General features: G+C 66.1%; 27 protein-coding genes. 14 read left to right on the top strand and 13 right to left on the bottom strand.

Annotation, left to right across the window (positions count from 1 at the left end; translation table 11 throughout):
* Positions 1-4: 4 nt before the first annotated feature.
* The 7 genes from K3181_RS04775 (at position 5) to K3181_RS04745 (ending at position 4,741) form a co-directional block, all read left to right on the top strand.
* Positions 5-892 (top strand): alpha/beta hydrolase, encoded by an 888-nt coding sequence (locus tag K3181_RS04775; RefSeq protein WP_221601335.1) that lies wholly within the window; start codon positions 5-7, stop codon positions 890-892.
* 121 nt (positions 893-1,013) lie between these two features.
* On the top strand, positions 1,014-1,148 hold the full coding sequence (rpmH, locus tag K3181_RS04770) for a 50S ribosomal protein L34 (RefSeq protein WP_057884309.1): 135 nt from the start codon (positions 1,014-1,016) through the stop codon (positions 1,146-1,148).
* 88 nt (positions 1,149-1,236) lie between these two features.
* On the top strand, positions 1,237-1,620 hold the full coding sequence (gene rnpA / locus K3181_RS04765; protein ID WP_221601333.1) for a ribonuclease P protein component: 384 nt from the start codon (positions 1,237-1,239) through the stop codon (positions 1,618-1,620).
* Positions 1,617-1,826, top strand: a complete 210-nt coding sequence (gene yidD / locus K3181_RS04760; protein WP_221601331.1) for a membrane protein insertion efficiency factor YidD — start codon at positions 1,617-1,619, stop codon at positions 1,824-1,826. The genes rnpA and yidD overlap by 4 nt, the downstream gene beginning before the upstream one ends.
* A gap of 68 nt (positions 1,827-1,894) precedes the next feature.
* Complete coding sequence (gene yidC, locus K3181_RS04755; protein WP_221601329.1) at positions 1,895-3,691, top strand: membrane protein insertase YidC; 1,797 nt, start codon at positions 1,895-1,897, stop codon at positions 3,689-3,691.
* Positions 3,691-4,344, top strand: coding sequence for a ribosome biogenesis GTP-binding protein YihA/YsxC (gene yihA / locus K3181_RS04750; protein WP_221601327.1), 654 nt, complete (start codon positions 3,691-3,693; stop codon positions 4,342-4,344). Before yidC ends, yihA begins: the two co-directional genes overlap by 1 nt.
* Positions 4,345-4,354: 10 nt before the next feature.
* Positions 4,355-4,741, top strand: a complete 387-nt coding sequence (locus K3181_RS04745; protein ID WP_247714863.1) for a VOC family protein — start codon at positions 4,355-4,357, stop codon at positions 4,739-4,741.
* A gap of 3 nt (positions 4,742-4,744) precedes the next feature.
* On the opposite strand, the gene K3181_RS04740 is transcribed toward K3181_RS04745, so the two are convergent.
* A complete protein-coding gene (locus tag K3181_RS04740) occupies positions 4,745-5,164 on the bottom strand; it encodes a VOC family protein (RefSeq protein ID WP_221601325.1) in 420 nt (139 codons plus the stop codon).
* A 104-nt stretch (positions 5,165-5,268) separates the two neighbouring features.
* Between K3181_RS04740 and K3181_RS04735 the strand changes: the two genes are divergently transcribed.
* A complete protein-coding gene (locus tag K3181_RS04735; RefSeq protein WP_221601314.1) occupies positions 5,269-5,931 on the top strand; it encodes a glutathione S-transferase family protein in 663 nt (220 codons plus the stop codon).
* Positions 5,898-6,797, top strand: a complete 900-nt coding sequence (locus K3181_RS04730) for a S1/P1 nuclease (protein WP_221601311.1) — start codon at positions 5,898-5,900, stop codon at positions 6,795-6,797. The genes K3181_RS04735 and K3181_RS04730 overlap by 34 nt, the downstream gene beginning before the upstream one ends.
* Here the strand turns inward: K3181_RS04730 and K3181_RS04725 are convergent.
* Positions 6,794-7,261: a cupin domain-containing protein gene (locus K3181_RS04725; RefSeq protein ID WP_221601309.1), complete on the bottom strand. Its 468-nt coding sequence runs from the start codon at positions 7,259-7,261 to the stop codon at positions 6,794-6,796. The two genes, K3181_RS04730 and K3181_RS04725, sit on opposite strands and share 4 nt — an antisense overlap.
* 29 nt (positions 7,262-7,290) lie before the next feature.
* Between K3181_RS04725 and dapE the strand changes: the two genes are divergently transcribed.
* Both dapE and K3181_RS04715 read left to right on the top strand, forming a co-directional pair.
* Complete coding sequence (gene dapE, locus K3181_RS04720; protein WP_221601307.1) at positions 7,291-8,427, top strand: succinyl-diaminopimelate desuccinylase; 1,137 nt, start codon at positions 7,291-7,293, stop codon at positions 8,425-8,427.
* Between the two features lie 176 nt (positions 8,428-8,603).
* A complete protein-coding gene (locus K3181_RS04715; protein ID WP_221601305.1) occupies positions 8,604-9,842 on the top strand; it encodes a dicarboxylate/amino acid:cation symporter in 1,239 nt (412 codons plus the stop codon).
* Positions 9,843-10,141: 299 nt separating this feature from the next.
* Here the strand turns inward: K3181_RS04715 and nth are convergent, their stop codons facing one another.
* Genes nth through dapB form a run of 4 tightly spaced genes read right to left on the bottom strand, consistent with a single transcriptional unit; the run spans position 10,142 to position 12,961 of the window.
* Positions 10,142-10,792: an endonuclease III gene (gene nth, locus K3181_RS04710; RefSeq protein ID WP_221601303.1), complete on the bottom strand. Its 651-nt coding sequence runs from the start codon at positions 10,790-10,792 to the stop codon at positions 10,142-10,144.
* Positions 10,789-11,649, bottom strand: coding sequence for an ion transporter (locus tag K3181_RS04705; RefSeq protein WP_221601301.1), 861 nt, complete (start codon positions 11,647-11,649; stop codon positions 10,789-10,791). Before K3181_RS04705 ends, nth begins: the two co-directional genes overlap by 4 nt.
* A gap of 53 nt (positions 11,650-11,702) precedes the next feature.
* Positions 11,703-12,236 (bottom strand): hypothetical protein, encoded by a 534-nt coding sequence (locus K3181_RS04700; RefSeq protein ID WP_221601299.1) that lies wholly within the window; start codon positions 12,234-12,236, stop codon positions 11,703-11,705.
* The gene (gene dapB / locus K3181_RS04695; RefSeq protein WP_221601297.1) at positions 12,233-12,961 is read right to left on the bottom strand and encodes a 4-hydroxy-tetrahydrodipicolinate reductase; all 729 of its coding nucleotides are present in this window, start codon (positions 12,959-12,961) and stop codon (positions 12,233-12,235) included. Before dapB ends, K3181_RS04700 begins: the two co-directional genes overlap by 4 nt.
* A gap of 70 nt (positions 12,962-13,031) precedes the next feature.
* Between dapB and K3181_RS04690 the strand changes: the two genes are divergently transcribed.
* Entirely contained in the window at positions 13,032-13,733 is a 702-nt protein-coding gene (locus tag K3181_RS04690; protein WP_221601295.1) for an NAD-dependent deacylase, read from the top strand.
* On the opposite strand, the gene K3181_RS04685 is transcribed toward K3181_RS04690, so the two are convergent.
* The 4 genes from K3181_RS04685 to rpsT all read right to left on the bottom strand — a co-directional run bounded on the left by K3181_RS04685 (position 13,722) and on the right by rpsT (position 17,200).
* Positions 13,722-14,495 (bottom strand): HesA/MoeB/ThiF family protein, encoded by a 774-nt coding sequence (locus tag K3181_RS04685; protein ID WP_221601293.1) that lies wholly within the window; start codon positions 14,493-14,495, stop codon positions 13,722-13,724. The genes K3181_RS04690 and K3181_RS04685 overlap by 12 nt on opposite strands.
* Entirely contained in the window at positions 14,492-14,923 is a 432-nt protein-coding gene (locus K3181_RS04680; protein ID WP_221601292.1) for a DUF983 domain-containing protein, read from the bottom strand. The genes K3181_RS04685 and K3181_RS04680 overlap by 4 nt, the downstream gene beginning before the upstream one ends.
* Positions 14,924-15,038: 115 nt before the next feature.
* Positions 15,039-16,499: a chromosomal replication initiator protein DnaA gene (dnaA, locus tag K3181_RS04675; RefSeq protein ID WP_221601290.1), complete on the bottom strand. Its 1,461-nt coding sequence runs from the start codon at positions 16,497-16,499 to the stop codon at positions 15,039-15,041.
* A 440-nt stretch (positions 16,500-16,939) separates the two neighbouring features.
* On the bottom strand, positions 16,940-17,200 hold the full coding sequence (gene rpsT / locus K3181_RS04670; protein ID WP_221601287.1) for a 30S ribosomal protein S20: 261 nt from the start codon (positions 17,198-17,200) through the stop codon (positions 16,940-16,942).
* 198 nt (positions 17,201-17,398) lie between these two features.
* Here rpsT and msrB point away from each other — a divergent pair, with 198 nt between their 5' ends.
* Together msrB and K3181_RS04660 are read left to right on the top strand one after the other, a co-directional pair.
* Positions 17,399-17,800: a peptide-methionine (R)-S-oxide reductase MsrB gene (gene msrB / locus K3181_RS04665; protein ID WP_221601285.1), complete on the top strand. Its 402-nt coding sequence runs from the start codon at positions 17,399-17,401 to the stop codon at positions 17,798-17,800.
* Positions 17,801-17,902: 102 nt separating this feature from the next.
* Positions 17,903-20,086, top strand: coding sequence for a transglycosylase domain-containing protein (locus K3181_RS04660; RefSeq protein WP_221601283.1), 2,184 nt, complete (start codon positions 17,903-17,905; stop codon positions 20,084-20,086).
* 78 nt (positions 20,087-20,164) lie between these two features.
* On the opposite strand, the gene K3181_RS04655 is transcribed toward K3181_RS04660, so the two are convergent.
* The 3 genes from K3181_RS04655 to hflK all read right to left on the bottom strand — a co-directional run bounded on the left by K3181_RS04655 (position 20,165) and on the right by hflK (position 23,841).
* Complete coding sequence (locus K3181_RS04655) at positions 20,165-21,700, bottom strand: Do family serine endopeptidase (RefSeq protein ID WP_221601281.1); 1,536 nt, start codon at positions 21,698-21,700, stop codon at positions 20,165-20,167.
* 151 nt (positions 21,701-21,851) lie between these two features.
* The gene (gene hflC, locus K3181_RS04650; protein ID WP_221601279.1) at positions 21,852-22,685 is read right to left on the bottom strand and encodes a protease modulator HflC; all 834 of its coding nucleotides are present in this window, start codon (positions 22,683-22,685) and stop codon (positions 21,852-21,854) included.
* 1 nt (position 22,686) lies between these two features.
* Complete coding sequence (gene hflK / locus K3181_RS04645; RefSeq protein WP_221601277.1) at positions 22,687-23,841, bottom strand: protease modulator HflK; 1,155 nt, start codon at positions 23,839-23,841, stop codon at positions 22,687-22,689.
* Between the last annotated feature and the right edge of the window lie 73 nt (positions 23,842-23,914).

Here is a 23,914-nt window from a genome sequence, read left to right as displayed (position 1 = left end):
TGCCATGTCCAGAATCGCAGCCCTCCTCATCTCCGCTTTCGCCGCGCTGATCGCGGTCCCGGCCTCCGCCCAGTCGCTGACGATGGTCAGCCTTCCGGTCGTCTATGTGTCGAACCCGGTGGTCCAGCAGACGCACCAGGGGCGCAAGGTCGCACCCACCGCCGCGGTGCGTCCGGCGATGCCGCTGGAAGAGCGCCAGGAACTGGCCGCGGTCCGCCCGCAGACCTATCAGCCGGCCGCGCTGCCGGTGTGGAAGGCGCCGCCCTTCATCGACCGCCGTTTCCGCGATTACAACCGCGGCATCGCGCAATACGGCCCGTTCCGCGTGATCGACGAACGCCGCGTCGCGCTGGTCGGCGAAACCGATGCCTCGACCCCGGGTTACTTCCGCGCGATGCTGCGCGATTTCCCCGCCCTCGAGCAGCTCGACATGGTCGAATGCCCCGGGACGCAGGACGACCGCGCCAACCTCAGGGTCGGCCGGATGATCCGCGACGCGGGTCTCGTCACCCATGTCCCCGCGATCGGCTCGGTCCGTTCGGGTGCGGTCGAACTCTTCCTCGCCGGCGTCGAACGCGACATTGCCGAGGGCGCCGAATTCGCCGTGCACAGCTGGATGGACCCCTATGGCCGCGAGGCTGCCGACTTTTCCATGGATGCGCCCGAAAACCGCCAGTATCTCGACTATTACCGCGAGATGGGCATGACCGCCGAGCAGGCCCGCGCCTTCTACGACTTCACCAATTCGGTGCCGCACCGCCGGGCGCTGTGGCTCGCGGCGAACGACATGCGCCGCTGGTCGGGCCGTCCGCAGCAGGCCAAGACTCCCGCGCGCCGCAGCGTGGCGAAGCCGGCCCCGACGCTCGCCTATGCCAACGTCACTTTTTCTTGACGGGCAAGGCACATTCGCCTAGGCGCGCGGCCCTGTAAGGCGGTCGCTCGCAGGGGCGGCCCTTTTTGTTGGCGCGATTCGTGTGTGCCGGCAGCCAACCAATTTTTGTAAGGACGATCCGATGAAGCGGACATTCCAGCCCTCGAACCTCGTGCGCGCCCGCCGCCACGGTTTCTTCGCTCGCAAGGCTACCCCCGGTGGCCGCAAGGTCCTGCGCGCCCGCCGCGCCCGTGGCCGCAAGAAGCTCTGCGCGTAATGTGATCCGCCGGGCCTGGCGGCACGGCGACAATCACGACGATGCAAGCGGGCTCCCAATGGGGGCCCGTTTTGCGTATCTGCCATCCATGCACCCTTCGCTCTCCGTGATCCGCAAGCGCAGCGATTTCCTCGCGGCGAATCGCGGGCTGCGCGTGGCGCGCCCGGGCTTCGTGCTGCTCGCCCGGCCCAATGACGGGAAGGGCAAGCGCTACGGCATCACCGTGACCAAGAAGATCGGCAATGCCGTGGTGCGCAACCGCATGAAGCGGCGCTTCCGCGAATTGCTGTGGGCGGCCCTGCCCGAAGCGGGTCTGCCCGATCACGACCATATCCTGATCGGCCGTGACGGCGGGGTGGAGCGCGATTTCGCGCTGCTGCGCGCAGAACTTGCCGCCGCGCTTTCGCGTGCAGCCCAGGGCAAGGGCGACCGACCGCGCAACCCGCGCCACCAGCGGAGCCGGCGCGCATGAAGTATCCGCTGATCTGGATCGCGCGCCTGTGGCAGCTCGGCCCGAGCCGGATCCTGCCGCCCACCTGCCGCTATCACCCCTCGTGCAGCCAATACGCCATCGAGGCGCTAGGAAAATACGGCGCGATCAAGGGTGGATGGATGGCGCTCAAGCGTATAATGCGCTGCCAACCCTGGGGCGGCCACGGCCACGACCCGGTGCCCTAGTGCTGTCTTGACAGGCTAAGACACCACCCCACATTCATGATTTCGACCGGACAAAGACGGGACCGACCTTGGACAACCATCGCAATTTGATCGTCGCTATAGCGCTCTCCTTCCTGCTGCTGGTGGGCTGGAACTCGGCGATGGACTATTTCTACCCGCAGCCCGATGCGCCGGCCGCGGGCAAGGTCGACACGCCGACCGAGCAGGCGGCGACTGCCGACGATGCGTCCCAGGCCGAGGCGACCCAGCACACGCGCACCGGCGGGCTCGTCGATCCCGAACTGCGGGCGCTCGAAAAGGCCGACCTGAAGACCGCGCTCGCCAGCGCCGACCGCCTGCCGATCGACGGCCCGCGCGTCGCCGGCTCGATCAACCTCAAGGGTGGCGTGCTCGACGACGTCGTGCTCAAGGATCACATGGAAGGCACCGGCAAGGACAGCCAGCCGGTCCGCCTGTTTTCGCCCAACGGCACGCCGGCGCAGCAATTCGCGCAGTTCGGCTGGGTCGGTTCGAACCTCAAGGTTCCCGGCCCCGACACGCTGTGGCAGGCCGACGGCAAGGCGCTGACCGTCACCACGCCGGTGACGCTGAGCTGGGACAATGGCGAAGGCCTGGTCTTCCGCATCCGCTATGCGATCGACGACAATTACATGTTCACTGCGACCCAGTCGGTCGCGAACACCGGCGCCAACCCGGTCGTCCTCCAGCCCTTCGGCCTCGTCAACCGCACTAGCCGCACCGCCAGCCAGGACCTGTGGATCGCGCATTCGGGCCCGATCGGCGTGTTCGGCGACGCGGCCGATTACGATGTCGATTACGACGATGTCGACGAGGCGGGCCGGGTCACCCCCGAAGGCCGTACCAGCTGGGCAGGCTTCACCGACATCTACTGGCTCGCCGCATTGGTCCCGCAGGATGCGACCGCGCCCGAGACCACCTTCCGTGCGCTGGGCGACGAGACCTATCGCGCCGACATGATCTACCAGCCCGAAACCATCGCGCCGGGCCAGGCGATGACGCGCACCTCGCGCCTCTACGCCGGGGCCAAGGAAAGCGTGGTGCTCGACAGCTATGAAGATGCGGGTCTGCAGAAATTCGGTCTCGCGATCGACTGGGGCTGGTTCCGCTGGTTCGAAAAGCCGTTCCTCTGGCTGCTCCGCAATATCTACGAACTGGTCGGCAATTTCGGCATTGCGATCATGATCCTGACGCTGATCGTGCGCGGGGCGATGTTCCCGGTCGCCCAGAAGGGCTTCGCGAGCATGGCTTCGATGAAGGCGATCCAGCCGAAGATGAAGGCCATCCAGGAGAAGCACAAGGACGACAAGCAGCTCCAGCAGCAGAAGATCATGGAGCTGTACAAGACCGAGAAGGTCAACCCGGTCGCGGGCTGCCTGCCCATGCTGCTGCAGATCCCGGTCTTCTTTGCGCTCTACAAGGTGCTCGTGCTCGGCATAGAGATGCGCCACCGCGAATTCCTGTGGATCAAGGACCTCGCCGCGCCCGATCCGGCCAACCTCGCCAATGCGCTGTCGCTGGTCGGCATCCAGGTGCCGCAGTTCCTGATGATCGTCTTCGGTCTCGGCGTGCTCGCCGTCATGCTCGGCTTCACCATGTGGCTGACCTTCAAGCTCAACCCCAGCGCGATGGACCCGATGCAGCAGCAGATCTTCAACATCATGCCGTGGATCCTGATGTTCGTCATGGCGCCGTTTGCCGCGGGCCTGCTGCTCTACTGGGTGACCTCCAACGTGCTCACGCTGGCGCAGCAGAAATATCTCTATTCGAAGCATCCGCAGATGCGCGCGATGATCGAGGAAGAGAAGGCGAAGAAGGCGGCCGAAGCCGCGGCGAAGGCCGGATGATGACCGAGGAAGAAGCCGCCGCACGGGCCGAGCTCGAGCGGCGGGCGAACAGACTGTTCTCGGGGCGGGTGGATTTCCTCCTCTCGGCCCCGCAGCTCAAGTTCCTGCCCGAACCGACCGTGCCCGAGATCGCCTTTTGCGGACGTTCGAACGTCGGCAAGAGCTCGCTCCTCAACGCGCTCACCGGGCGCAAGGCGATCGCGCGCGCCTCGGTGACGCCGGGCCGCACGCAGGAACTCAACTTCTTCGAGGTCGGCGACCCGACGCTGTTCCGCCTCGTCGACATGCCCGGCTACGGCTTCGCCAAGGCTCCGGTGAAGGTCGTCGAGAAGTGGAAGACCCTCGTGAAGACCTACCTCCGCGGCCGCCCCGTGCTGGCGCGCACGCTGGTGCTGGTCGACGGGCGCCACGGTCCCAAGGACGTCGACCGCGAGATGATGAAGATGCTCGACGAGGCGGCCGTGGGCTACCGCGTCGTGCTGACCAAGGCCGACAAGATGAAGGCGAGCGAGCTCGCCAAGGTCATCGAGGCGACCGAGGCCGAGGCACGCAAGCACGTCGCCGCCTATCCTGAAATCCACGTCACCAGCGCGGAAAAGGGCATGGGCATCGGCGAACTGCGCGCGGCGGTGCTGGGGGACGCGGGGGTTTAGAAGGAAATTGATGAGTCTGAAGATCGATCACGTCACCGTTCTGGTGCGGTCGCTGAGCGCGAGCATGCCCTATTATGATGCGCTTCTGCCGCTGCTCGGGTTCTCCAAACCCAAGGATCACGTCTGGACCGATGGCGAAGGATTCTTCTTCCAGTTCATGCAGGCCAAAGGAAATACGAGCGACTACGAGCGCTACGGACCTGGTATGAACCACCTCGGTTTCGCGGCACCCGATGTCGCAACGGTCGAGATGGTGCGCGAGCAGATGGCCGAGGCGGGTTTCGAAGTACCCGAGATTCAGCACCTGCGCGGCGCGACCGCATTGTTCATGAAGGACCCGGACGGCATCCGCTTCGAGATAACCCATACTCCGCCGGGCATCCCTGTCGTCGACTGAACTTCAGGTCGCAAATAGCATCGCGTCATCGGCAAATGCCTTCATCTCCAGCGCATTGCCGCTGGGATCGCGGAAGAACATCGTCGCCTGTTCGCCGGGCTGCCCCTTGAACCGGATGGTCGGCGGAATCGCGAATTCGACGCCCGCCGCAGTCAGCCGCTCGGCGAGCTCCTGCCAGTCCTCCAGCGCCAGCACGATGCCGAAATGCGGTACCGGCACGCCGTGGCCGTCGACATGGTTGGCTGCCCGGTCACCCGCCTGGCCCGGCGCGAGATGCGCGACGATCTGGTGGCCATAGAAATCGAAGTCGATCCATTCGTCGGAAGAGCGGCCCTCGCGGCAGCCCATCGCCTCGCCATAGAACGCGCGGGCCTTGGCAAGGTCGTCGACGGGAAAGGCGAGGTGGAAGGGGCGCAGGCTCATGGCGTTGGTCTAGCCCAGCCGTCGTTCGTCGCCTAGCCTCTCCGTTCAGCCTCGACAGCGCCAAGCTGAACCTCTACCGCGCCCCACGAAAGGTGGGCACGGGCATGAAACTGATCATCGGCAACAAGAACTATTCGAGCTGGTCGCTGCGCGGCTGGCTCGCGGCCAAGCAGTCGGGGGTCTCGTTCGAGGAGATCACCGTGCCGATGTTCGGCGAGGCGTGGGACGAGCTCAAGTCGAACGACGGCGGCACGCAGCCTTCCTCGGGCAAGGTGCCGATCCTGTGGGACGAGGAGGCGGTGGTGTGGGACAGTCTCGCGATTCTCGAATATCTCGCCGACAAGGTCGGTAGGGACCGCTTCTGGCCCAAGGACCCGGTGGCACGCGGCATGGCGCGCTCGATGGTCGCGGAAATGCACTCCTCCTACCAGGCGCTGCGCAGCGAATGCCCGATGAACGTGCGCAAGCGCTTCGACGGTTTCGAAGCGAGCGAGGCCTGCCGCGGCGACATTCTCCGCATTCTCGGCCTGTGGGCGGAGGCACGCAGCCGCTTCGGCAGCGGCGGCCCCTTCCTGTTCGGCACTTTCGGCGCGGCGGACGTGTTCTTTGCCCCCGTCGTGTCACGCTTCATCAGCTATCAGATCCCGGTCCCCGGCTTTGCCGCCGCCTATATGCAGGCGGTGTGGGAGCACGAGTGGCTGCAGACCTGGATCGAGGCATCGGAAAACGAAGAATGGGTCATCGAACAATACGAAACCATCGCCTGAACGCACTGGCGGCGCTCGCCGCGCTCGCAACATTGCTGCTTCCCGCGCAGGCGCAGGCCTGGGGCTTCTACGCGCATACGGTCACCGCCGATATCGCGCTCGAGAACGTGCGCCCCGACACGCGGGCCAGGATCGCGCGCCTGCTCAAGGCTTCGCCCATGCTCGGCACGCCCGATTGCGCGCTCGCCACGCTCGAGGACGCCGCCGTCTGGCCCGACTGCCTGCGCGGGCAATATTGGCGCTGGGGCCATACCTTCGCGTGGCATTACCAGACCGAGCCGGTGACCGAGGACTACGACGCCCGCAAGAACTGCTCGGGGCTCAATTGCGTCAGCGCACAGATCGAGCGCAACGAGCGAATTCTTGCCGACGAGAGCCTGCCCGACAATGTCCGTGTCGAGGCGCTCGCCTTCCTCGTCCATTTCATCGGCGACATCCACATGCCGCTCCACTCGGGCGATCTCGACGATCGCGGCGGCAACGACCGCAAGGCCGACTACGGCATCGTGCCGGGCCTCAATCTCCACTGGATCTGGGACGGCCCGCTCGCCGAGCGCGCGATCAGCGGCGACCCGCCCATCGCGCGCCGCTATTCGGCGGCAGAACGCGCCGAGCTGGCGGGCGGCCATGCCGCCGACTGGGGCCGCGAGAGCTGGGAGATCGCGCGCAGCTTCGTCTATCCCGAAACCTTCGGCTGCGATCCCTGCGAAGGCGAGCTGCCGCGCGAGACCGCGCTGTCGCAGGAACTGATCGTGCGCTCGGCGCCGATCGCGCGGCGCCGCGTGCTGCAGGCGGGCCTGCGCATGGCCGAATATCTCGACCGCGCCTTCGAGCCGGGGCCGCTGCCCGAGCCCGAGGCGAATTAGGGAATGCGATCGGTCGGGTAGCGTGTGCCGTCCTTGCGCGCGTAGCCGTCGGGATCGAAGACCATGTCGATATCGGGATATTCGCCCGAATCCCGGTCCGCATCGCCCGCGCTGATCGCCACGAAGACGCAATCCTCGTCCGATCGGTTGTGCAGCCGGTGGCCGTTCTCGACCCCCGCCGCCCAAGCCAGCACGTCGCCGGCGCGGACTACGGTTTCGCCGCCGTCTTCGATCAGCACCGCCTCGCCCGCGATCATCACCAGCAGCTCGTCCTCGAGCCGGTGCCAGTGGCGCTGCGAGGAATAGGCACCCGGCTTCAGCGTCACATGGCTCGCCCCCATTTGCGTGAGCCCCGCCGCGGGCGCGAGGCGGCGATACCAGCGTCCCTCTACCTCGGCATCGAAGGGCGCGGGATAGCCGGTCGTATTGGTCTGGGGGATGGCGTCGAGATCGAGCTTGGGCATTGTCGCGCACTCCTGCTAGCGGGTGCAGAATGACCGATGTTCTCGATCTCGCCAAGCGGCTGATGGCTGCCGAAAGCATCACCCCGGCCAGGGGGCCGGTGTTCGACGCAATGGAGGCGATGCTCGCCCCGCTCGGCTTCGAGGTCACGCGCTTCACGCGCGGCGAGGGCGAGAAGGGCACGCCTGAAGAGCCGGTCGAGAATCTCTTCGCGATCCGGCGCGGACCCGAGGGATCGAAGCATTTCGCCTTCGCAGGACATCTCGACGTGGTCCCGCCGGGCGGCGGCTGGGCTTCCGAGCCCTTCGATCCCGAAGAACGCGGCGAGTTGCTCTATGGGCGCGGCGCGGTCGACATGAAGGGATCGATCGCCTGCATGGTCGATGCGGTGGCGGATGTGCCGGAGGATGCCGGGACGGTGAGCTTCATCATCACTGGCGACGAGGAAGGCCCCGCGCTTCACGGCACGCGCGCGCTGATCGACTTCATGCGCGAACACGGTCACCGGCCCGATTTGTGCCTCGTCGGCGAGCCGACCAGCGTCCACCGCCTCGGCGACATGATGAAAATCGGCCGCCGCGGCTCGGTCAATATCTGGCTCGAGGTCGAGGGCACGCAGGGCCACGTCGCCTATCCGCACCTCGCCGACAATCCGATCCCCAAGCTGGTGGCCATGCTCGCCGAGCTCGACGCGCTGGTGCTCGACGAGGGCACCGACTGGTTCCAGCCCTCGAACCTCGAGATTACCGAGATCGAGGTCGGCAACCCGGCGCACAACGTCATTCCCGAGAAGGCGAAGGCGCGCATCTCGATCCGCTTCAACGATTGCCACTCGGGCGCCTCGCTGTCGGACAAGGTCATCGCGATCGCCGAAAAGCACGGCGGCTCGGCCCTGCCGATCGTCTCGGGCGAGCCCTTCCTGACGCCGCCGGGCGAGTTCTCGGGCATCATCGCCGCGGCAGTGAAGGCGGAGACCGGGCTCGACCCCGAACCCTCGACCACCGGCGGCACCTCCGACGCGCGTTTCCTGCGCGCCGTCTGCCCGGTGATCGAATTCGGCCTGTGCAACGCAACCATGCACAAGCGCGATGAGGCGGTGGCCATCGAGGACCTTTCGACGCTAAGCCGCATCTACGCGCGGATTGCCCGCGATTGCCTCATCACCTGACCTTCCGTCGGCCCGGACTCGATCCGGGCCAGTGCTTTCCTGTGCCTGGCTCATAGCGGCAAGAAAGCACGGCCCCGGCTCGGGGGCCGGGGCGACGCTGTGAGTTTGACGCAGGTGGACCTTCCCAACTCGCGCCGACTGCCCTAGCCATGCGCCAACGAGGGAGACGACACCGCATGCTGAAAACCTGGTTCGAAATTCCGCTGTGGCAGCGCGTCATCACCGCGCTCATCCTTGGCGTGCTCACCGGCTGGGCCTGGGGCCCCGAGGCCGAAAGCATCAAGTGGATCGGCGATTTCTTCATCAAGTCGATCAAGATGCTGGTCGTCCCGCTGATCTTCTTCAGCCTCGTCTCGGGTGTCGCGGCGATCGGCGATCTCAGGAAACTCGGCGCGGTCGGGGGCAGGGCGATGCTGCTCTTCGTCGTCACCGGCCAGATCGCGGTCTGGCTCGGCCTCGCGCTCGGCACCTTCGTGCAGCCGGGGGCGGGAGTCGATACCAGCGCGATCCAGATGGGCGCCACGCCCGAACCAAACCCCACCACCGCGGTCGACATGATCCTCTCGATCGTGCCCGAAAGCCCGGTGCAGGTGATGGCCGACGTCGCGGTGCTGCCGCTGATCGTCTTCTCCATGCTGGTGGGCATCGGCATATTGATGGCCAAGGAAGAGGGCGAGCCCGTCCAGAAGGTCTTCGATAGCGGCGCCGTGATCATGCAGAAGGTCACCATGATCGTGATGGAGCTGACACCGTTCGGCGTCTTCGCGCTTATGGCCTGGGTCGCGGGCACTCTGGGCATCGACGCGCTGATCGCGCTGTCGAAGCTGGTTGCGCTCAACTATGCGGGCTGCCTGCTGATCATCTTCGTGATGTATTCGGCGATGATAAAATTCCTCGCCAGGCTGCCGGTGCGCGACTTCTTCCGCGGTATCATCGATGCGATGGCGGTGAGCTATTCGACCGCCAGCTCCAACGCGACGCTGCCCGTGACGCTGCGCTGTGCCGAGCGCAATCTCGGCGTCTCGAATTCGGTGGCGAGCTTCGTCATCAGCCTCGGCGCGACGATAAACATGAACGGCACCGCGATGTATCTCGGCCTCGCCACTTTGTTCGGGGCGCAGATCTTCGGAGTGGACCTGTCGCTCGGGCAGTATTTCCTGATCTCGATCCTCGCCACGCTCGGCGCGGTCGGCGCGGCGGGCATTCCGGGCGCAGGGCTCATCATGATGGCGCTGGTCTTCGGCGCGGTCGGCGTCCCGCTCGAAACGATCGCCTTCGTCGCCGGGGTGGACCGGATCATGGACATGATGCGCACCACCACCAATGTCAGCGGCGACGCCGCGGTGGCGACGACGGTGGCGGTGATGACCGGCGAGATCGATACCGCCGAGATGATCTCGGCGGACGATGTTTGATCAGGATTATCCTACGAGATTTCGCCGAGAACGTTGGTTCGTGGGAGCGCTTCTCGCGTTGGTGGTTCCATTCGCCATCGTCTATTTGCAGAGCGGTCCACCAGACTACGATAGCTCTGCTAGAGTTCCGTCGCTTTTGATTTTCATCGCGTATTTCTTACCAGGCCTCATTGGCATCGAAATTATTCCAGTCCGACGATGGACCAAGGCGGTTCTGACGGCCTTGTACGTGCCCGTCGGCGGAGCGGCGATATTGGGATTCATGATTGCGCTCGCATGCCAGTACGGCTGCTTCTGATTCACCGCCCCTTCGGCTTCTCCAGCATCTTCTTCCGGTAGCTGCACAAGTCTACCACCGGGCACCGCCAGCACTCGGGCGTGCGCGCCTTGCACACATAGCGGCCATGCAGGATCAGCCAGTGATGCGCGCCGAGGCGGAAAGGCTGGGGGACGCGCTTTTCCAGCTTCGCCTCGACCTGCTCGGGCGTCTTGCCCTTGGCAAGCCCGGTGCGATTTCCCACGCGGAAGATATGCGTGTCGACCGCGAATGTCTCCTGCCCGAACCAGCAGTTGAGCACGACATTGGCGGTCTTGCGGCCGACGCCGGGCAGCTTGACCAGCTCCTCGCGGCTGTCGGGCACCTCGCCGTCGTATTCGTCGACCAGGATCTGGCTGAGCGCGATGACGTTCTTGGCCTTGGAATTGAACAGGCCGATCGTCTTGATGTGCTCCTTCAGCCCATCCTCGCCCAATTGAATCATTTGTGCGGGCGTTTGGACCTCGCGAAACAGCGCCCTGGTGGCCTTGTTGACCCCCACATCGGTGGCCTGCGCGCTCAGCGCGACCGCCACCACCAGCTGGTAGGCATTGCCGTATTCGAGCTCGGTTTCGGGCGCGGGATTGTCCTCCGCCAGCCGGCGGAAGAATTCGAAAATCTGGTCCTTGGTCATGGGTGCGGCTTGCTTGTCCTCTCGAGTGCGGCGAGCTTGGCTTCGACCGCCTCGTCGATCTCGTCGAGTCTGGCAAGGTGCGCGCGCATCTCCTCGATCTTCTGGTCGCGGCGGCGCTGCATCGCTTCCGAAAAGGCCGAGGCGATGATCCCGGTCGGCATGGCGACGAAGGCGATGCCCGACAGCGCCAGGATACTGCCGAAGACCTTGCCCAGCGCGGTCACCGGATAGGCATCGCCATAGCCGACCGTGGTCAGCGTGATCACCGCCCACCACAGCGCGCGCGGAATCGAGCCGAAGACCTCGGGCTGGATATGCCCCTCGATCATGTAGAGCGCGGTCGCGCCGACCAGCACGAAGACGAAGGCCAGCGCGACGGTCACGATCAGGTCGTCGGCGCGGTCGGCGATGGCGCCCCACACCTCCTTGATCGCGCGGCTGAAGCGGCCGAACTTCATCACCGCGAAGACGCGCAGCAGGCGGATCGTACGCAGCATGGCGGCGTCGGCGGTGACCAGCGGAAGCAGAGTGGAGACGACCACGAAGAGGTCGATCAGCCCGAGCGGCGAGCGGATGAAGGCCCAGCGCTTGGCCCAGTTGCTTGCGTCACCCGGCTCCTCCGCCGCGGCATAGATGCGCGCGCAATATTCGAGCAGGAAGATCGCCCCGAATACGAGCTCGCCCAGCACCAGCCCGCGGTGCCATTGCGGCGGCAGCGTCGGCTCGGTGGAGAGCGCGGCGGAGATGACGGCGGCGACGATGACGAGGATCAGCAGGCGGTTGAGCAGCGTCAGCCGCCCGTCGGGATGCGCCCCGACGAAGAGCTGGTCGTGCAATGTCTTGCGCAGTCCCGCCACTCGCTGTCCCCAACCTACCGGTTCCCCGGCCTCAGGCTATGCGGCGAAGCGTCTCAGCGCAACCAGCGGATCATGTTGGGATAGGTCGGCGCGCCCGCCGCCAGCGCGCTGCGCAGGTCGATCATCGTCATGCCGAGCTCGGCGAGCCCGTCGGCGCCGATGAACTGGCCGGTTGCATAGCAAGTAGCCGCGAATTCATAGCCGCCCTTGTAGCCTTCCGGATGGAACAGCTGGCGCAGGTTCAGATCGCATTGCCGCGCCGCGGCATAGGACCAGGCGATGGCCATCAGCTCCTCGCCACGATCGGGTTCGAGGTTGCACAGCGTGGCGCGGCGCTCCGCCTCGGTCACCGCGATATGGCCCGCCTCGTGGAGCACGTCGCCCGGCCACAGCGGCACTTCGGGATCGATCACGATGGCGCCATTGCTGATCGCCAGCCCCTCGATGGGCTGGGTCATCGGCTCGCCTTTGCCCCGCGCACGCACCGGGATGCCGACGCCCTCGATAAAGGCGATGCATCGCTGCGCCGTCGCTTCGCCGCCGCCCTCTTCGTGCCAGCGGCAGGTCGCGGCGGACAGCGCGGTCACAGCCCCAGCACCTCGTCCATCGTGTAACGTCCTGCGGGCTTGCCGACCAGCCACTCGGCCGCGCGCACCGCGCCGCGTGCGAAGATGCTGCGGTTTTCGGCGCTGTGCGACAGCGTGATGCGCTCGTCCTCGCCCGCCAGGATGACGCTGTGCTCGCCCGCCACCGTCCCGCCGCGCAGGCTGGCGAAGCCGATAGCGCCCTCCTTGCGCGCGCCGGTATGGCCGTCGCGTCCGCGTTCGGACTTGTCGGCGAGATCGATCCCGCGCCCCTTTGCCGCCGCTTCGCCCAGCAGCAGCGCGGTGCCGCTCGGGGCATCTACCTTGCGGCGGTGGTGCATCTCGAGGATCTCGATGTCCCACTCGGGGCCGAGACGCGCCGCGGCCTCGCGCACCAGATGCGCGAGCAATGTCACGCCGAGCGAGGTATTGCCTGTCTGCAGCACGGGGACCACGCGCGCCGCCTCATCGATCGCGCGGTGATGCTTCTCCTCGAGCCCGGTGGTGCCGACGACGATCGGGATGCCCGCGCCGATCGCCGCGTGAAGATTGGTGCAGAGCGCGGCGGGGGCGCTGAAATCGACCAGTACCTCGCTCGCATCGGCCAGCTTCTCGGCACAGCCGCCGCGGTCGATGCCGCCCGACAATTCGTGCCCTGTAGCGGCGATCACTTGGGCGAGGGCGTGACCCATGGCGCCCTCGCTGCCGATTATCCCGATCCGCGCCATTCTGTCTCCCTGCCGGCTGCGATCCCTGCCGGTCTTTGACATGCCCTACCGCATCGCTACTTGAAGGCAAATGAGCGAGATGCGCAACATCGTGATCCTCACCGGGGCGGGGATTTCCGCCGAAAGCGGGATCGACACCTTCCGCGACGCCGGGGGCCTGTGGGAACGGCACAGGGTGGAGGACGTCGCCACGCCCGAGGCTTTCGCGCGCGATCCTGACCTCGTGCTGCGCTTCTACGACCAGCGGCGCGAGGCGATCCAGACGAAAGAGCCCAATGCCGCGCACGAGGCGCTCGCCCGGCTCGATGCCGCGTGGGACGGCGATTTGCTGATCGTCACGCAGAATGTCGACGATCTGCACGAGCGGGCCGGGGCCAGCCGCGTGCTGCACATGCACGGCACGCACCTCAATGCCTGGTGCACCGCCTGCGACACGCGCTCGCGCTGGACCGGCACGCTGATCGACCGCCCCGGATGCCCCGTCTGCGGCACGCCCGCGCTGCGCCCCGACGTCGTCTGGTTCGGCGAGATGCCTTACGAGATGGACCGCATCTATGCCGCGCTGCGGCAGGCGGATCTGTTCGTCTCGATCGGCACCTCGGGCGCGGTCTATCCCGCCGCGGGCTTCGTCCAGGATGCGCGCTCGCTGCGCGTCCGCACGCTCGAGCTCAATTTGGAGGCGAGCATGGGCTCGCGCTGGTTCCACGACTCGCGCCACGGCCCGGCAACGCAAATCGTGCCTCAGTGGGTCGACGAGGTCCTAGCCGGCTGACCCGCAGGCCCGGCACTCCGGGTCCTTGGCGATGGTGAAGCTGCGCATGGCCGGAGCGAGGCCGTCGAGCAGGTGGACGCGGCCCCAGTCGGCCTCGCCCAGCGCGCTGACGTCCTTCAACAGGATGCGCACCGCTTGGAGCGCGGCGAAGGTCGCGACCCAGCCCGCCATCGCGCCGAGCATGCCATCTTCGGCGCAGGTATCGCAATCCTCGGCATCGAAAGCGTCGCCGACGAAGCAGCGGTAGCATGCCTGGTCGGGTAAGTGCCCGGCGAACGCACCGACCTGTCCCTGGAAGCGCCCCACCGCAGCCGAGAGCAGCGGGACACGTTCGGCCACGCAGGCATCGGAGACCGCGAGGCGGGTGGCGAAATTGTCGGTCCCGTCGAGCACCAGATCGGCTCCCACTACCAGCTCGTGCGCATTCTCGGCGGTGATCCGCCGGTCGCTGATCGCGACGTCTAGCGCGGGGTCGAAACCGGTCACCCAGCGCTTGGCGATCACCGCCTTGCCATGGCCGACGTCGCGGCTGTTGTAGAGCGTCTGGCGCTGGAGGTTGCTCGCATCGACGCGGTCGTCGTCGACCAGCGTCAGCTTCCCGATTCCCGCGCCCGCGAGATATTGCAGCGCGGGGCTGCCGATCCCGCCGAGGCCGACCAGCACCAGATGCTTGCCCGCCAGCGCGACCTGCCCCGCACCACCGATTTCGGGCAGCACGATGTGGCGCGCGAAGCGTTCGAGGCGCTCGGGCTCGAGGCTCATTCGGTCCCGTCCCCGCTTTGGGACAGGCGTTCGCGGCGGAAGCCGTGCATGCCGTGCCACCATTGCAGCGCGATCACGCCGCCCTTGGCGGGCTGCAGCGTCAGCAGCATGAAGATCACGGCGAGCGGCAGGATGATGGCGATGATCGCCATGGTCGACAACGCGAAATCACTGACCAGCATGATCAGCACCGGGGCGAGCAGGTGGCCGGTAACGAAGATCGAGACATAGGCGGGGAAATCGTCCGCCCGCTGCCCCGAGATGTCGAGCGCGCAGACCGGACAGGTATCGACCGGCTTGAGCCATGCGCGGAACAGCCGGCCCTCGCCGCAGCGCGGGCAGCGGCAGCGCGCCCCGCGCAGCAGCGCGGCGCCGAAGGAAGGGGGCAGCGCCACATCGCTGCGTGGCGGGTTTTGGAGTTTGTGCATGACGCGAGGCTCTTTGACGCCTCGCACGCCGCCTGTCGACAGGTCTGTGCATGGACCTGTCGGCGGGCGGTGAATGGATTGTGGAGCGGACCCGAAGGGCTGCGGAGTTTTCCCGTCAGCTTTCGAGCTGTCTCAACAGGCTGCGCACATCGCCGTCCATGTCGGCGTCGCGCTGGCGCAGGTCCTCGATCAGGCGGACCGCGTGGATCACGGTCGAATGGTCGCGCCCGCCGAACTTGCGCCCGATCTCGGGATAGCTGCGCGGGGTCAGGACCTTCGAGAGGTACATCGCCACCTGGCGCGGGCGGACGACGGCACGCGCGCGGCGCTTGCTGCTCATCTCGCTGCGGTCGATGCGGTAGAACTGGCACACGGTGCGCTGGATCTCGTCGATCGTGATCCGGCGGCGGTTGGCCGATAGGATGTCGGTGAGCTGTTCCTCGGCCAGTTGCAGCGAGACTTCCTGCCCCGTCAGCTGGGCATAGGCGATCAGCTTGTTGAGGCCGCCGACCAGCTCGCGAACGTTGCGCGTGATCGTGCGAGCGAGGAATTCGAGCACGTCGCCGGGCACTTCGAGCGGGGCGAAGCGCGCCAGCTTGGAGGTGAGGATCTTCTTGCGCAGTTCGATATCCGCCGCCTGGATGTCGGCGACGAGGCCCATCGACAGGCGCGAGAGGAGGCGCGGTTCGACTCCGTCGAGCGCCTGCGGCGCACGGTCGGCGGCGAAGACCAGCCGCTTGCCCTCGGCCAGCAGCGCGTCGATCGTGTAAAGGAGTTCTTCCTGCGCCGACGCCTTGCCGATGATGAACTGGATGTCGTCGACCAGCAGCAGGTCGAAGCTGCGCAGGCGAGCCTTGAACTCGAGCATCTGGTTGGCCTTCAGCGCCTGGACGAATTCGACCATGAAGCGCTCGGCGCTGCAGTAGAAGATGCGGCTGCGCGGATGCGCCTGCAGGAAGCTGTGGCCGATCGCGTGGAGCAGATGCGTCTTGCCCTGGCCGGTCGCGGCCTTGAGGTAGAGCGGCGAGAATTGCGGCTTCTCGGTCGCGCCCATGCGCTGCGCGGCGTTGAAGGCGAGCACATTGGCTTCGCCGGTGATGAAGGCGGCGAAGGTCAGGCTCGGGTCGAGACCGACCGAGCTGGTGAAACCGGTGTCGCCGAGCGTGTCTGCGCCGATCGCCATCATCGAGGTGTCGGCACCGTCATTGGCCGGGCGGCGTCCGTCGGAGTGCAGGCGCAGGTCGGCGACCTGGCGGCGGCCGGGGTGCACCTGGATGCGCACGTCGCGCACCTCGCTGCGGGCGATCTTCCACGCCAGGCTCAGCCGGTCGGCGAAGCGGTCCTTGACCCAGTTGGCGCTGAATTCTGTCGGGAGGAACAGGTCGAGCGTGCCGGTGGACTTGTCGATCCCGCCGACCTGGATCGGCTTGATCCATTGGCTGTGAAGCTGGTGACCGAGATCTTTCCGCAGGCCCTGGCTGATGTCAGCCCAGTCCGCTGCGAGGTTCACCGCTTCCTGATCTTCCATCAAATCGTCCTGTGCCTTCTGCGCGCCGCTGTCTGTCATTCTACGCATTCACAATCACCCCCGGCCGGTTCACGATCCCGACGCTAATTTTTTTCATCACTGGTAAGGCCGGGCACAGCTCCGCCCACTCCGGAAAACGGCGTTCCCCAGAGGTCCCCAATCATCGAATGTCCAAGAGCCCAAGCTGTCCCGTCTCGGGCTGAGATCGATTGTGTAAGTCGCCCGCCGGATGAGTCGCAAGGGGGATAACTGCAAAAAATATGAAATATAGTTGTTGACTCGGGTGTAAGCCGCAGGCCCCCGTTCAAGCCTATGGATTCATTTAAATTCACCCAATTTGACCTCGCGAATCGCGGGATTCCTTGGGTTTATGTTACGCCGCCATTTCGGGTCGGTATCGGAACGCAACTGGAATACGACAAAGGGGCCGCCGGTTCGACCGGCAGCCCCTTGCATGATGGTCAGACCGGTCTGCGACCGGCGTGAGATCAGAGAGCGGAGACGCGCTTCGTCAGGCGGCTCATCTTGCGCGCTGCAGTGTTCTTGTGCAGCACGCCGCGAGCGACACCGCGAGCCAGTTCGGGCTGGGCGGTCTTGAGCGCAGCCTGGGCGCTATCCTTGTCGCCGCCTTCGATCGCGACTTCCACCTTCTTGAGGAAGTTGCGGATGCGGCTCATGCGGGCGCCGTTGATTTCGGCGCGCTTCTCGTTGCGGCGGATGCGCTTCTTGGCTTGCGGCGTATTGGCCATGTCTGTCCTCGTCAGGCCGCACGGCGTGCGCGGCGGAAATCTTGTACAATGCGTGCGAAAGGGCGGCACGGGCCGCCGGAAAGCGGCGCACTTAGCGGCGCCCTCCCGAATCGTCAAGCAAATCGTCGCTCGCTGGCGGAACCGTGGGCACTGGCTCCGGTTGCCGCTATATGGGGGCGTGACAGGAAAGGACAAGCTTTGCCCGACAAGCCCGAACTGAGCGATGCCGAATGGCGCGAGAAGCTCACGCCCGAACAGTATCACGTGCTCCGCGAGGCGGGCACCGAGCGGGCCTTTACCGGCCGGTACGACAAGCATTACGCCGAGGGCGAGTATTACTGCGCCGGCTGCGGGCAGAAGTTGTTCGAGAGCGACGCCAAGTACAACAGCGGCTGCGGCTGGCCGGCGTTCACCGCACCCGCCGAGGGCGAGGCCGTCGACGAGCATCGCGACACCTCGCACGGCATGATCCGCACCGAGGTAACCTGCGCCAATTGCGGCGGTCACCTGGGCCACGTATTCCCCGACGGGCCACCCGATCGCGGGGGGCTGCGCTATTGCATCAATTCCGCGGCGCTCGACTTCGAGCCCGAGGATTGATCGGGTGTGATGCGCAGTGCGGCGTTCACGCCGCGTTAGACCTCGCCATGCAAGATTGTGGCAACTATAGGGCGGCGAACAACAAGGATGCCTGCGTAAAATATGGATAAGAGAGGGAGTCGCCGCAAGCGCTCGACGCGCCAGGAGCGCGCTCAACGGGCCGCTGCGGACACACCGCAAAGCCGCCTCAAGCTGTGGACCCGCCGCCTGGTCATCTGGGGCGGGGCCTTCGCGCTGCTGGCGGCGCTGTTCCTGGGTCTCGCTGTCGCCTTCGCGGCGCGTTCGATGCCCAATTACTACCAGCTCAAAGCAACGCAGACCGGGCAGACTATCGTCGTGCGCGCGCGCGACGGGACCGAGATCGTCGAGCTTGGACCGAGCTTTGGCAAATGGTTGGATGCCGATGAAATCCCGCAATTGATGAAGGATGCGATGGTCTCGGTCGAGGACCGGCGGTTCTACTCGCATCTCGGCATCGATCCCTGGCGTACCGGCGGGGCGATCATCGAAGGGATCACGGGCTCGCGCGAGCGCGTCGGCGGGACTTCGACCATCACCCAGCAGCTTGCGCGCAACGTCTTCCTCAACAACAACCGCTCGCTCGATCGCAAGCTGCGCGAGGCGGTGCTGGCGATGGCGCTGGAGGCGAAGTTCTCCAAGGAACAGATCCTCGAGCTCTATCTCAACAAGGTCTATTTCGGCGGCGGGGCCTATGGCATCGATTCGGCCAGCCGGAAGTTCTTCAGCCATCCCGCCAACGAGCTGTCGGTCGCCGAGGCGGCGATCATCGCCGGCCTCGTCAAAGCACCGAGTCGTTATTCGCCTACCGCCGATGTCGATGCCGCGGTCGGCCGCGCCAGCGTCGTGCTGCGGCTGATGAAGGAGCAGGGCCGGATTGCGCCGGACGTCACCGTCGATCCAAGTGCGGTGAAGCTGAAGGAGGAATCGGGTCAGAATTCGGTCCGCTACTTCACCGACTGGGCGCTTCCGCAGCTCGACCTGCTGTTGCCCGACACGACCGAGCCGATCGAGGTCTGGACCACGCTCGACGTCGGCATGCAGCGCGCGGCGACCGCGTCGATCAAGTCGAACACGCCCAAGGGCGCGCAGGGCGCGCTGGTCAGCATGGACCGCGACGGCGCCGTGCTCGCGCTCGTCGGCGGCACCGATTATGTCCAAACCAACTACAATCGTGCCACCGATGCGCTGCGCCAGCCCGGCTCGGCGTGGAAGCTGTTCGTCTATCTCGCCGCGCTCGAGGCGGGTTATACGCCCGACGATCGCGTGGTCGATACGCCGGTGACGATCAATGGCTGGAGCCCGCGCAATTCCTCCGGACGCAACGTCGGCGAGATCGATCTGAGAACCGCTTTCGCTTATTCGATCAACACCGTCGCGGCGCAGCTCGGCAACGAGGTGGGATTCGGTACGGTCGCGTCGATGGCGCGGCGCTTCGGCATCAGCACCGAGATCAACACCTATCCCGCCATGGTGCTGGGGTCGAACGAGGTCCGGCTGATCGACATGACCCGCGCCTTCGCAGCGGTGTCGGCGGGCGGCAATTCGGTCGAACCCTACGGCATCCTGAAGGTCGAAACAGCGGAGGGCGACCTGCTCTACCAGCACGAACAGGCGCGCAGCGCGCAGCTGGTCCCCGATTACGTCGCCGCCGGGATCACCGATCTGCTGCAGACGGCAGTCGCCACGGGGACGGGTCGCGCAGCGCAGATCGGGCGCCCGGTGGCGGGCAAGACCGGCACCACCAGCTCGAACAAGGATGGCTATTTCGTCGGCTTTTCGTCGGGCATCACCACCGGCGTGTGGATGGGGCGCGACGACAATGCCCGCGTCGGCGGACTTGCCGGCGGTACCGCCCCGGCGCGCGCCTTCGCCGCCTACATGCGCTATGCGGTGAAGGATCGCCCCGTGGAGGAATTCGACACCGACCTGCAGCTTCCGGAATGGCAACTGGAGCCCGACGACGAGTACATGCTCGGTGACCCCGAGGATTACTATTTCATCGACGAGCAGGGCAATCTGATCGAGCCGGGCACGTCCGACCGGCAGCGCCAGGATCCCTTCGGCGACGAGTTCGATCGCACACTCGATCCCGGCCGGGCGCCTCCGCCGGGCCCCAACGGCCAGCGGGTTCCGCCACCCGCCCCGCGCGGTGCCGATGGCGCGCCGCAGGCGGTCGGCGACGACTTCCTCAACGAGGCGACCGGCGCGCGGCGCGAACCGCGGCCGCAGCCCACTCCGCGGCCGACCTCCCGACCGATCGAATAGCGAACCTGCAATGGAAAAGGGCGGCTCCCTCGCATCGAGGAAGCCGTCCCTTCTCTATCCACTATGTCCAGTTGGCTATCAGCGCAGCCGAACGGCGACATAGGCCGGCGGGCGACCGCGCCGCTGGACCCGCAGCAGCACTGCCTCGCGGTTTTCGCCCTGCGCGGTACGGATCGTGTTCTCGAGATCGTCGAGCGTGGTCACTGCGCGATAGTTCGCGGTGAGGATGATGTCGCCGCGCTGCAGGCCCTTGCGCGCCGCGTCGGCGTTCTGGTCGACGCCCGCAACGACGAGACCCTTCGTGTCTTCGCCAGCTCCGAGCTGGCGGGCGATCTGCGGCGTCAGGGGCAGGACCTGCAGGCCGAGCTTCTGCTCGATCACCGCGTTCTCGTCCGGCTCCATCGGATCCTCGTCTTCGGCATCGGGGTTGAACTGCTGCTGCTGGCGCAGTTCTTCCTCGCTCGGGCGCTTGCCGACCGTGACGTTGACCCGTCGGCTCTCGCCGTCGCGGATCAGCTCGACCGGGATGGTCTTGCCGGGCGCGATGTTGGCAACGAGATAGGACAGCGTCTGGTCGGGGGTGACATCCTGGCCGTTGACCTTGGTGACGATGTCGCCCGCGCGGATGCCCGCCTTGTCGGCCGGTTCGCCCGGCTGGACCGACTGGATGAATTCGCCGCGATTCTGAGCCACGCCGAGCGAATCGGCGAGGTCGTCGGAGACCGGCTGAATCTGTACGCCGAGATAGCCGCGCTCGATCTCGACCCCGTCGCGCAGCTTCTGCACGATCGGAGCGGCGATTTCGGCGGGGATGGCGAAGCCGATGCCCACGCTGCCGCCCGATGGCGAGAAAATGGCGTTGTTGATGCCGATGACATTGCCCTGCATGTCGAACAGCGGACCGCCCGAATTGCCGCGGTTGATCGCCGCGTCGGTCTGGATGTAGCGGTCGTAGGCGCCGCCCTGGCCGGTGTTGCGATAGACCGCCGAGACGATGCCCGAGGTCACCGTGCCGCCGAGGCCGAAGGGATTGCCGATCGCGACCACCCAGTCGCCCGGGCGTGTCTGGGCGCTGTCGCCGAACTCGACGAAGGGGAAGGCTGCGCGGCGGCTGATCTTGAGCACCGCGAGGTCGCTCTGCGCATCGGTCCCGACGAGCTCGGCGGGATAGTCGGTCCCGTCCGGCATGGTGACGGTGATTTCCTCCACCGTCCCGCGTCCCGTCGGGCTGACGACGTGGTTGTTGGTGACGATGTAGCCGTCGGCCGAGATGATGAATCCGCTGCCGAGCGACTGGCCCTCGCGGAACTGCGGCTCCTGCTGCTGGCCGCCGCCGCGACGACCGAAAAGCCCTTCGAACGGGGTCCCGGCGAAGGGATTGCCCCCGTTGTTGGCAACTTCGATCCGCTGGCGGGTGGAGATATTGACCACCGCCGGCTGCAATTGCGCGGTGAGATCGGCGAAGCTGGCCGGTGCGCCGGCGCGCGGAACGACGCGCTCCATGTGGCTGTCGTCGTTCTGGGCGACCTGGGCGCCGGCCGGATAGCCGGTCGCAAGCGAGATGGCGGCGCCGCCCACCAGCAGCGCACTCGTCACGGAATATGCGTATCGCACGGGCTTCACGTCCTTTTCGTCCTCTTCTCTACTTGGCCGGGCTCCTGGTCAGGCTAATCGCTAGCACGCCATTTGCCCTGCGGTCAGGCGGGCACTGTCTCGCCCGCCGCTGAATGCCGATTGAACGGCACGGCGCCAGCTCGACGAACGATCAACGCCGCCCGCGGAACTGTCGCAGATATTCGTTGTCCGGCGACAGGATGATGCTGCTCTCCGAACTGTTCTCGGCGTTGGAGAAGGTCGCGTCATAGCTCTGCATCGCGCGGTAGAAATCGTAGAACTCGGCGTCCTTGCCGAAGCTGTCGGCATAGATCTTGGCGGCCTGGGCGTCGGCCTCGGCGCGGATGATGCGAGCGTCGCGGCCGCCCTGTGCGCGGATCGTGCGCGCCTCGCGCTCGCGGTCCGATTCCATCCGCCGGAAGGCCGATTGCAGCGGCGCCTCGGGCAGGTCGGTGCGCATGATCTTCACATCGACCACCTCGGCACCGTACTGGCGCGCCTGGCGGTCGAGGTTGGCCCGGACATTGGCCAGCGCATTGCCGCGTTCGGCGGTCAACATGGCCTGGAATGTGCGCCGGCCGAGTTCCTGGCGCAGCACCGAATTGAGGATCGGCTCGAGCGCGTTGCGCACGCCATCGGTCGAGCCGGCGCGTTCGACCATGCGCACCGGATCGGTGATCCGGAAGCGGGCATAGGCATTGACCAGCAGGCGCTGCTGGTCGGCCGACAGGACTTCCTCGTCCTTCATTTCAAGATCGAGCAGGCGCTTCTCGACGCGATTGACGCTCTCGATCAACGGCACGCGGAAATAGAGGCCGGCACCGGTCTTGCCATCCGGCGTGTTGACCGTGCCGACGGGATTGCCGGTGCGGATGATCACCACCTGCTCTTCCTCGGGCACGACGAAGGCGCTCATCATGAAACCGATCACTGCCACGGCGAGCGCGATCACCGCGGTGCGGTACTTCTGCAGAAAATCGCTCATCTCACTGGCCCTCCGGCGCGGTCACTGTGGTCGCGGGAGCGCTCCTTTGCGCCCGACGCTTGATTTCCGGCAGCGGGAGATAGGGGGTCACGTTGTTGGTCTCGACGATAGTCTTGTCGGTCTGGCTCAGGACGCGCTCCATGGTTTCGTAATAGAGCCGCTGGCGCGTCACCTGCGGCGCCAGGCGGTACTGTTCGTAGACCTTGTCGAAAGCCTCGGCCTCGCCCTCGGCCTGAGCCAGCACCTGCTGGGCATAGCCGCGCGCCTGGTTGCGCGCCGCATCGGCGTTCTGTTCGGCCACCTGGACGTCGCGGAAGGCGTCGACCACCTGCGCCGGCGGGTCGGCCTTCTCGATCTCGACACCAAGCACGCGGATGCCCGCCTGATAGCCGTCGAGCGTGCGCTGCATCCGTTCGCGCACGTCCAGTTCGATCGCCGCGCGGCCCTGGCCCGAGAAGGTCTCGTCGAGCTCGGTCTCGGCTACAGATGCGCGCATGGCGGCTTCAGCGGCGTCGTTGACCGTCTCGATAGGGTCGACCACACGGAACTTGAAGCCCGCCAGATCCTTGATGTTCCACCGCACGATATAGCTGAGGTCGACCAGGTTCTGGTCGCCCGTCAGGATCAGCTTGGCCTGGCTGTTGCTGCCAGGAATACGGACGGTGCGCACGCCTTCGACGTCTTCCACATCGACCGTCTCGATCGGGAAGGGCGCGGAGAAATTGAGGCCCGGCTCCATCGTCCGGGTGAAATTGCCGAGCGTTTTGACCACCGCCTTTTCCTGCGCCTCGACCAGATGGACGCTCGACGCGAACAGGCCGAAGACGACGATTCCTGCCAATGCAACCGGGAACCAGCTCTTGCCGCCGGGGCGCTGCGGAAAGCGGAAACCGGGACCGCCCGGTCCGCCGCCGCCGCTGCGGCGCGGGCCTTCGGGGCCGCGGCTCTTGAAGATGTCCTCGATATTGGGCGCGCGGCGCCCGCCGTCACCGCCACCCGGCGGCAGCCAGGGGTTACGCGGGCCCTTGGGCTTGTCACCGCTCTCAGAACTGCCGGGCTTGTCGCCCTCGCCGTCATTGCCCGAGCCGCCCCAGGGGCTTTTCTTGCCCGCCATCGCCAGCGATATCCTCTGTCCGAACCCGTCGAAAATTCTCATGTCATCCCTTATAGGTGTCGTTCTTCGGAAAAACAGGGGTTGCCGCGCGCTTTTCGATGCTACAGCAGCGCGC

The sequence above is a fragment of the Qipengyuania mesophila genome (genome assembly GCF_019711655.1).
Taxonomy (GTDB): Bacteria; Pseudomonadota; Alphaproteobacteria; order Sphingomonadales; family Sphingomonadaceae; genus Qipengyuania; species Qipengyuania mesophila.
Note: the sequence above shows the minus strand (reverse complement) of the source record. Positions and strands in the feature narration are given on the sequence as shown.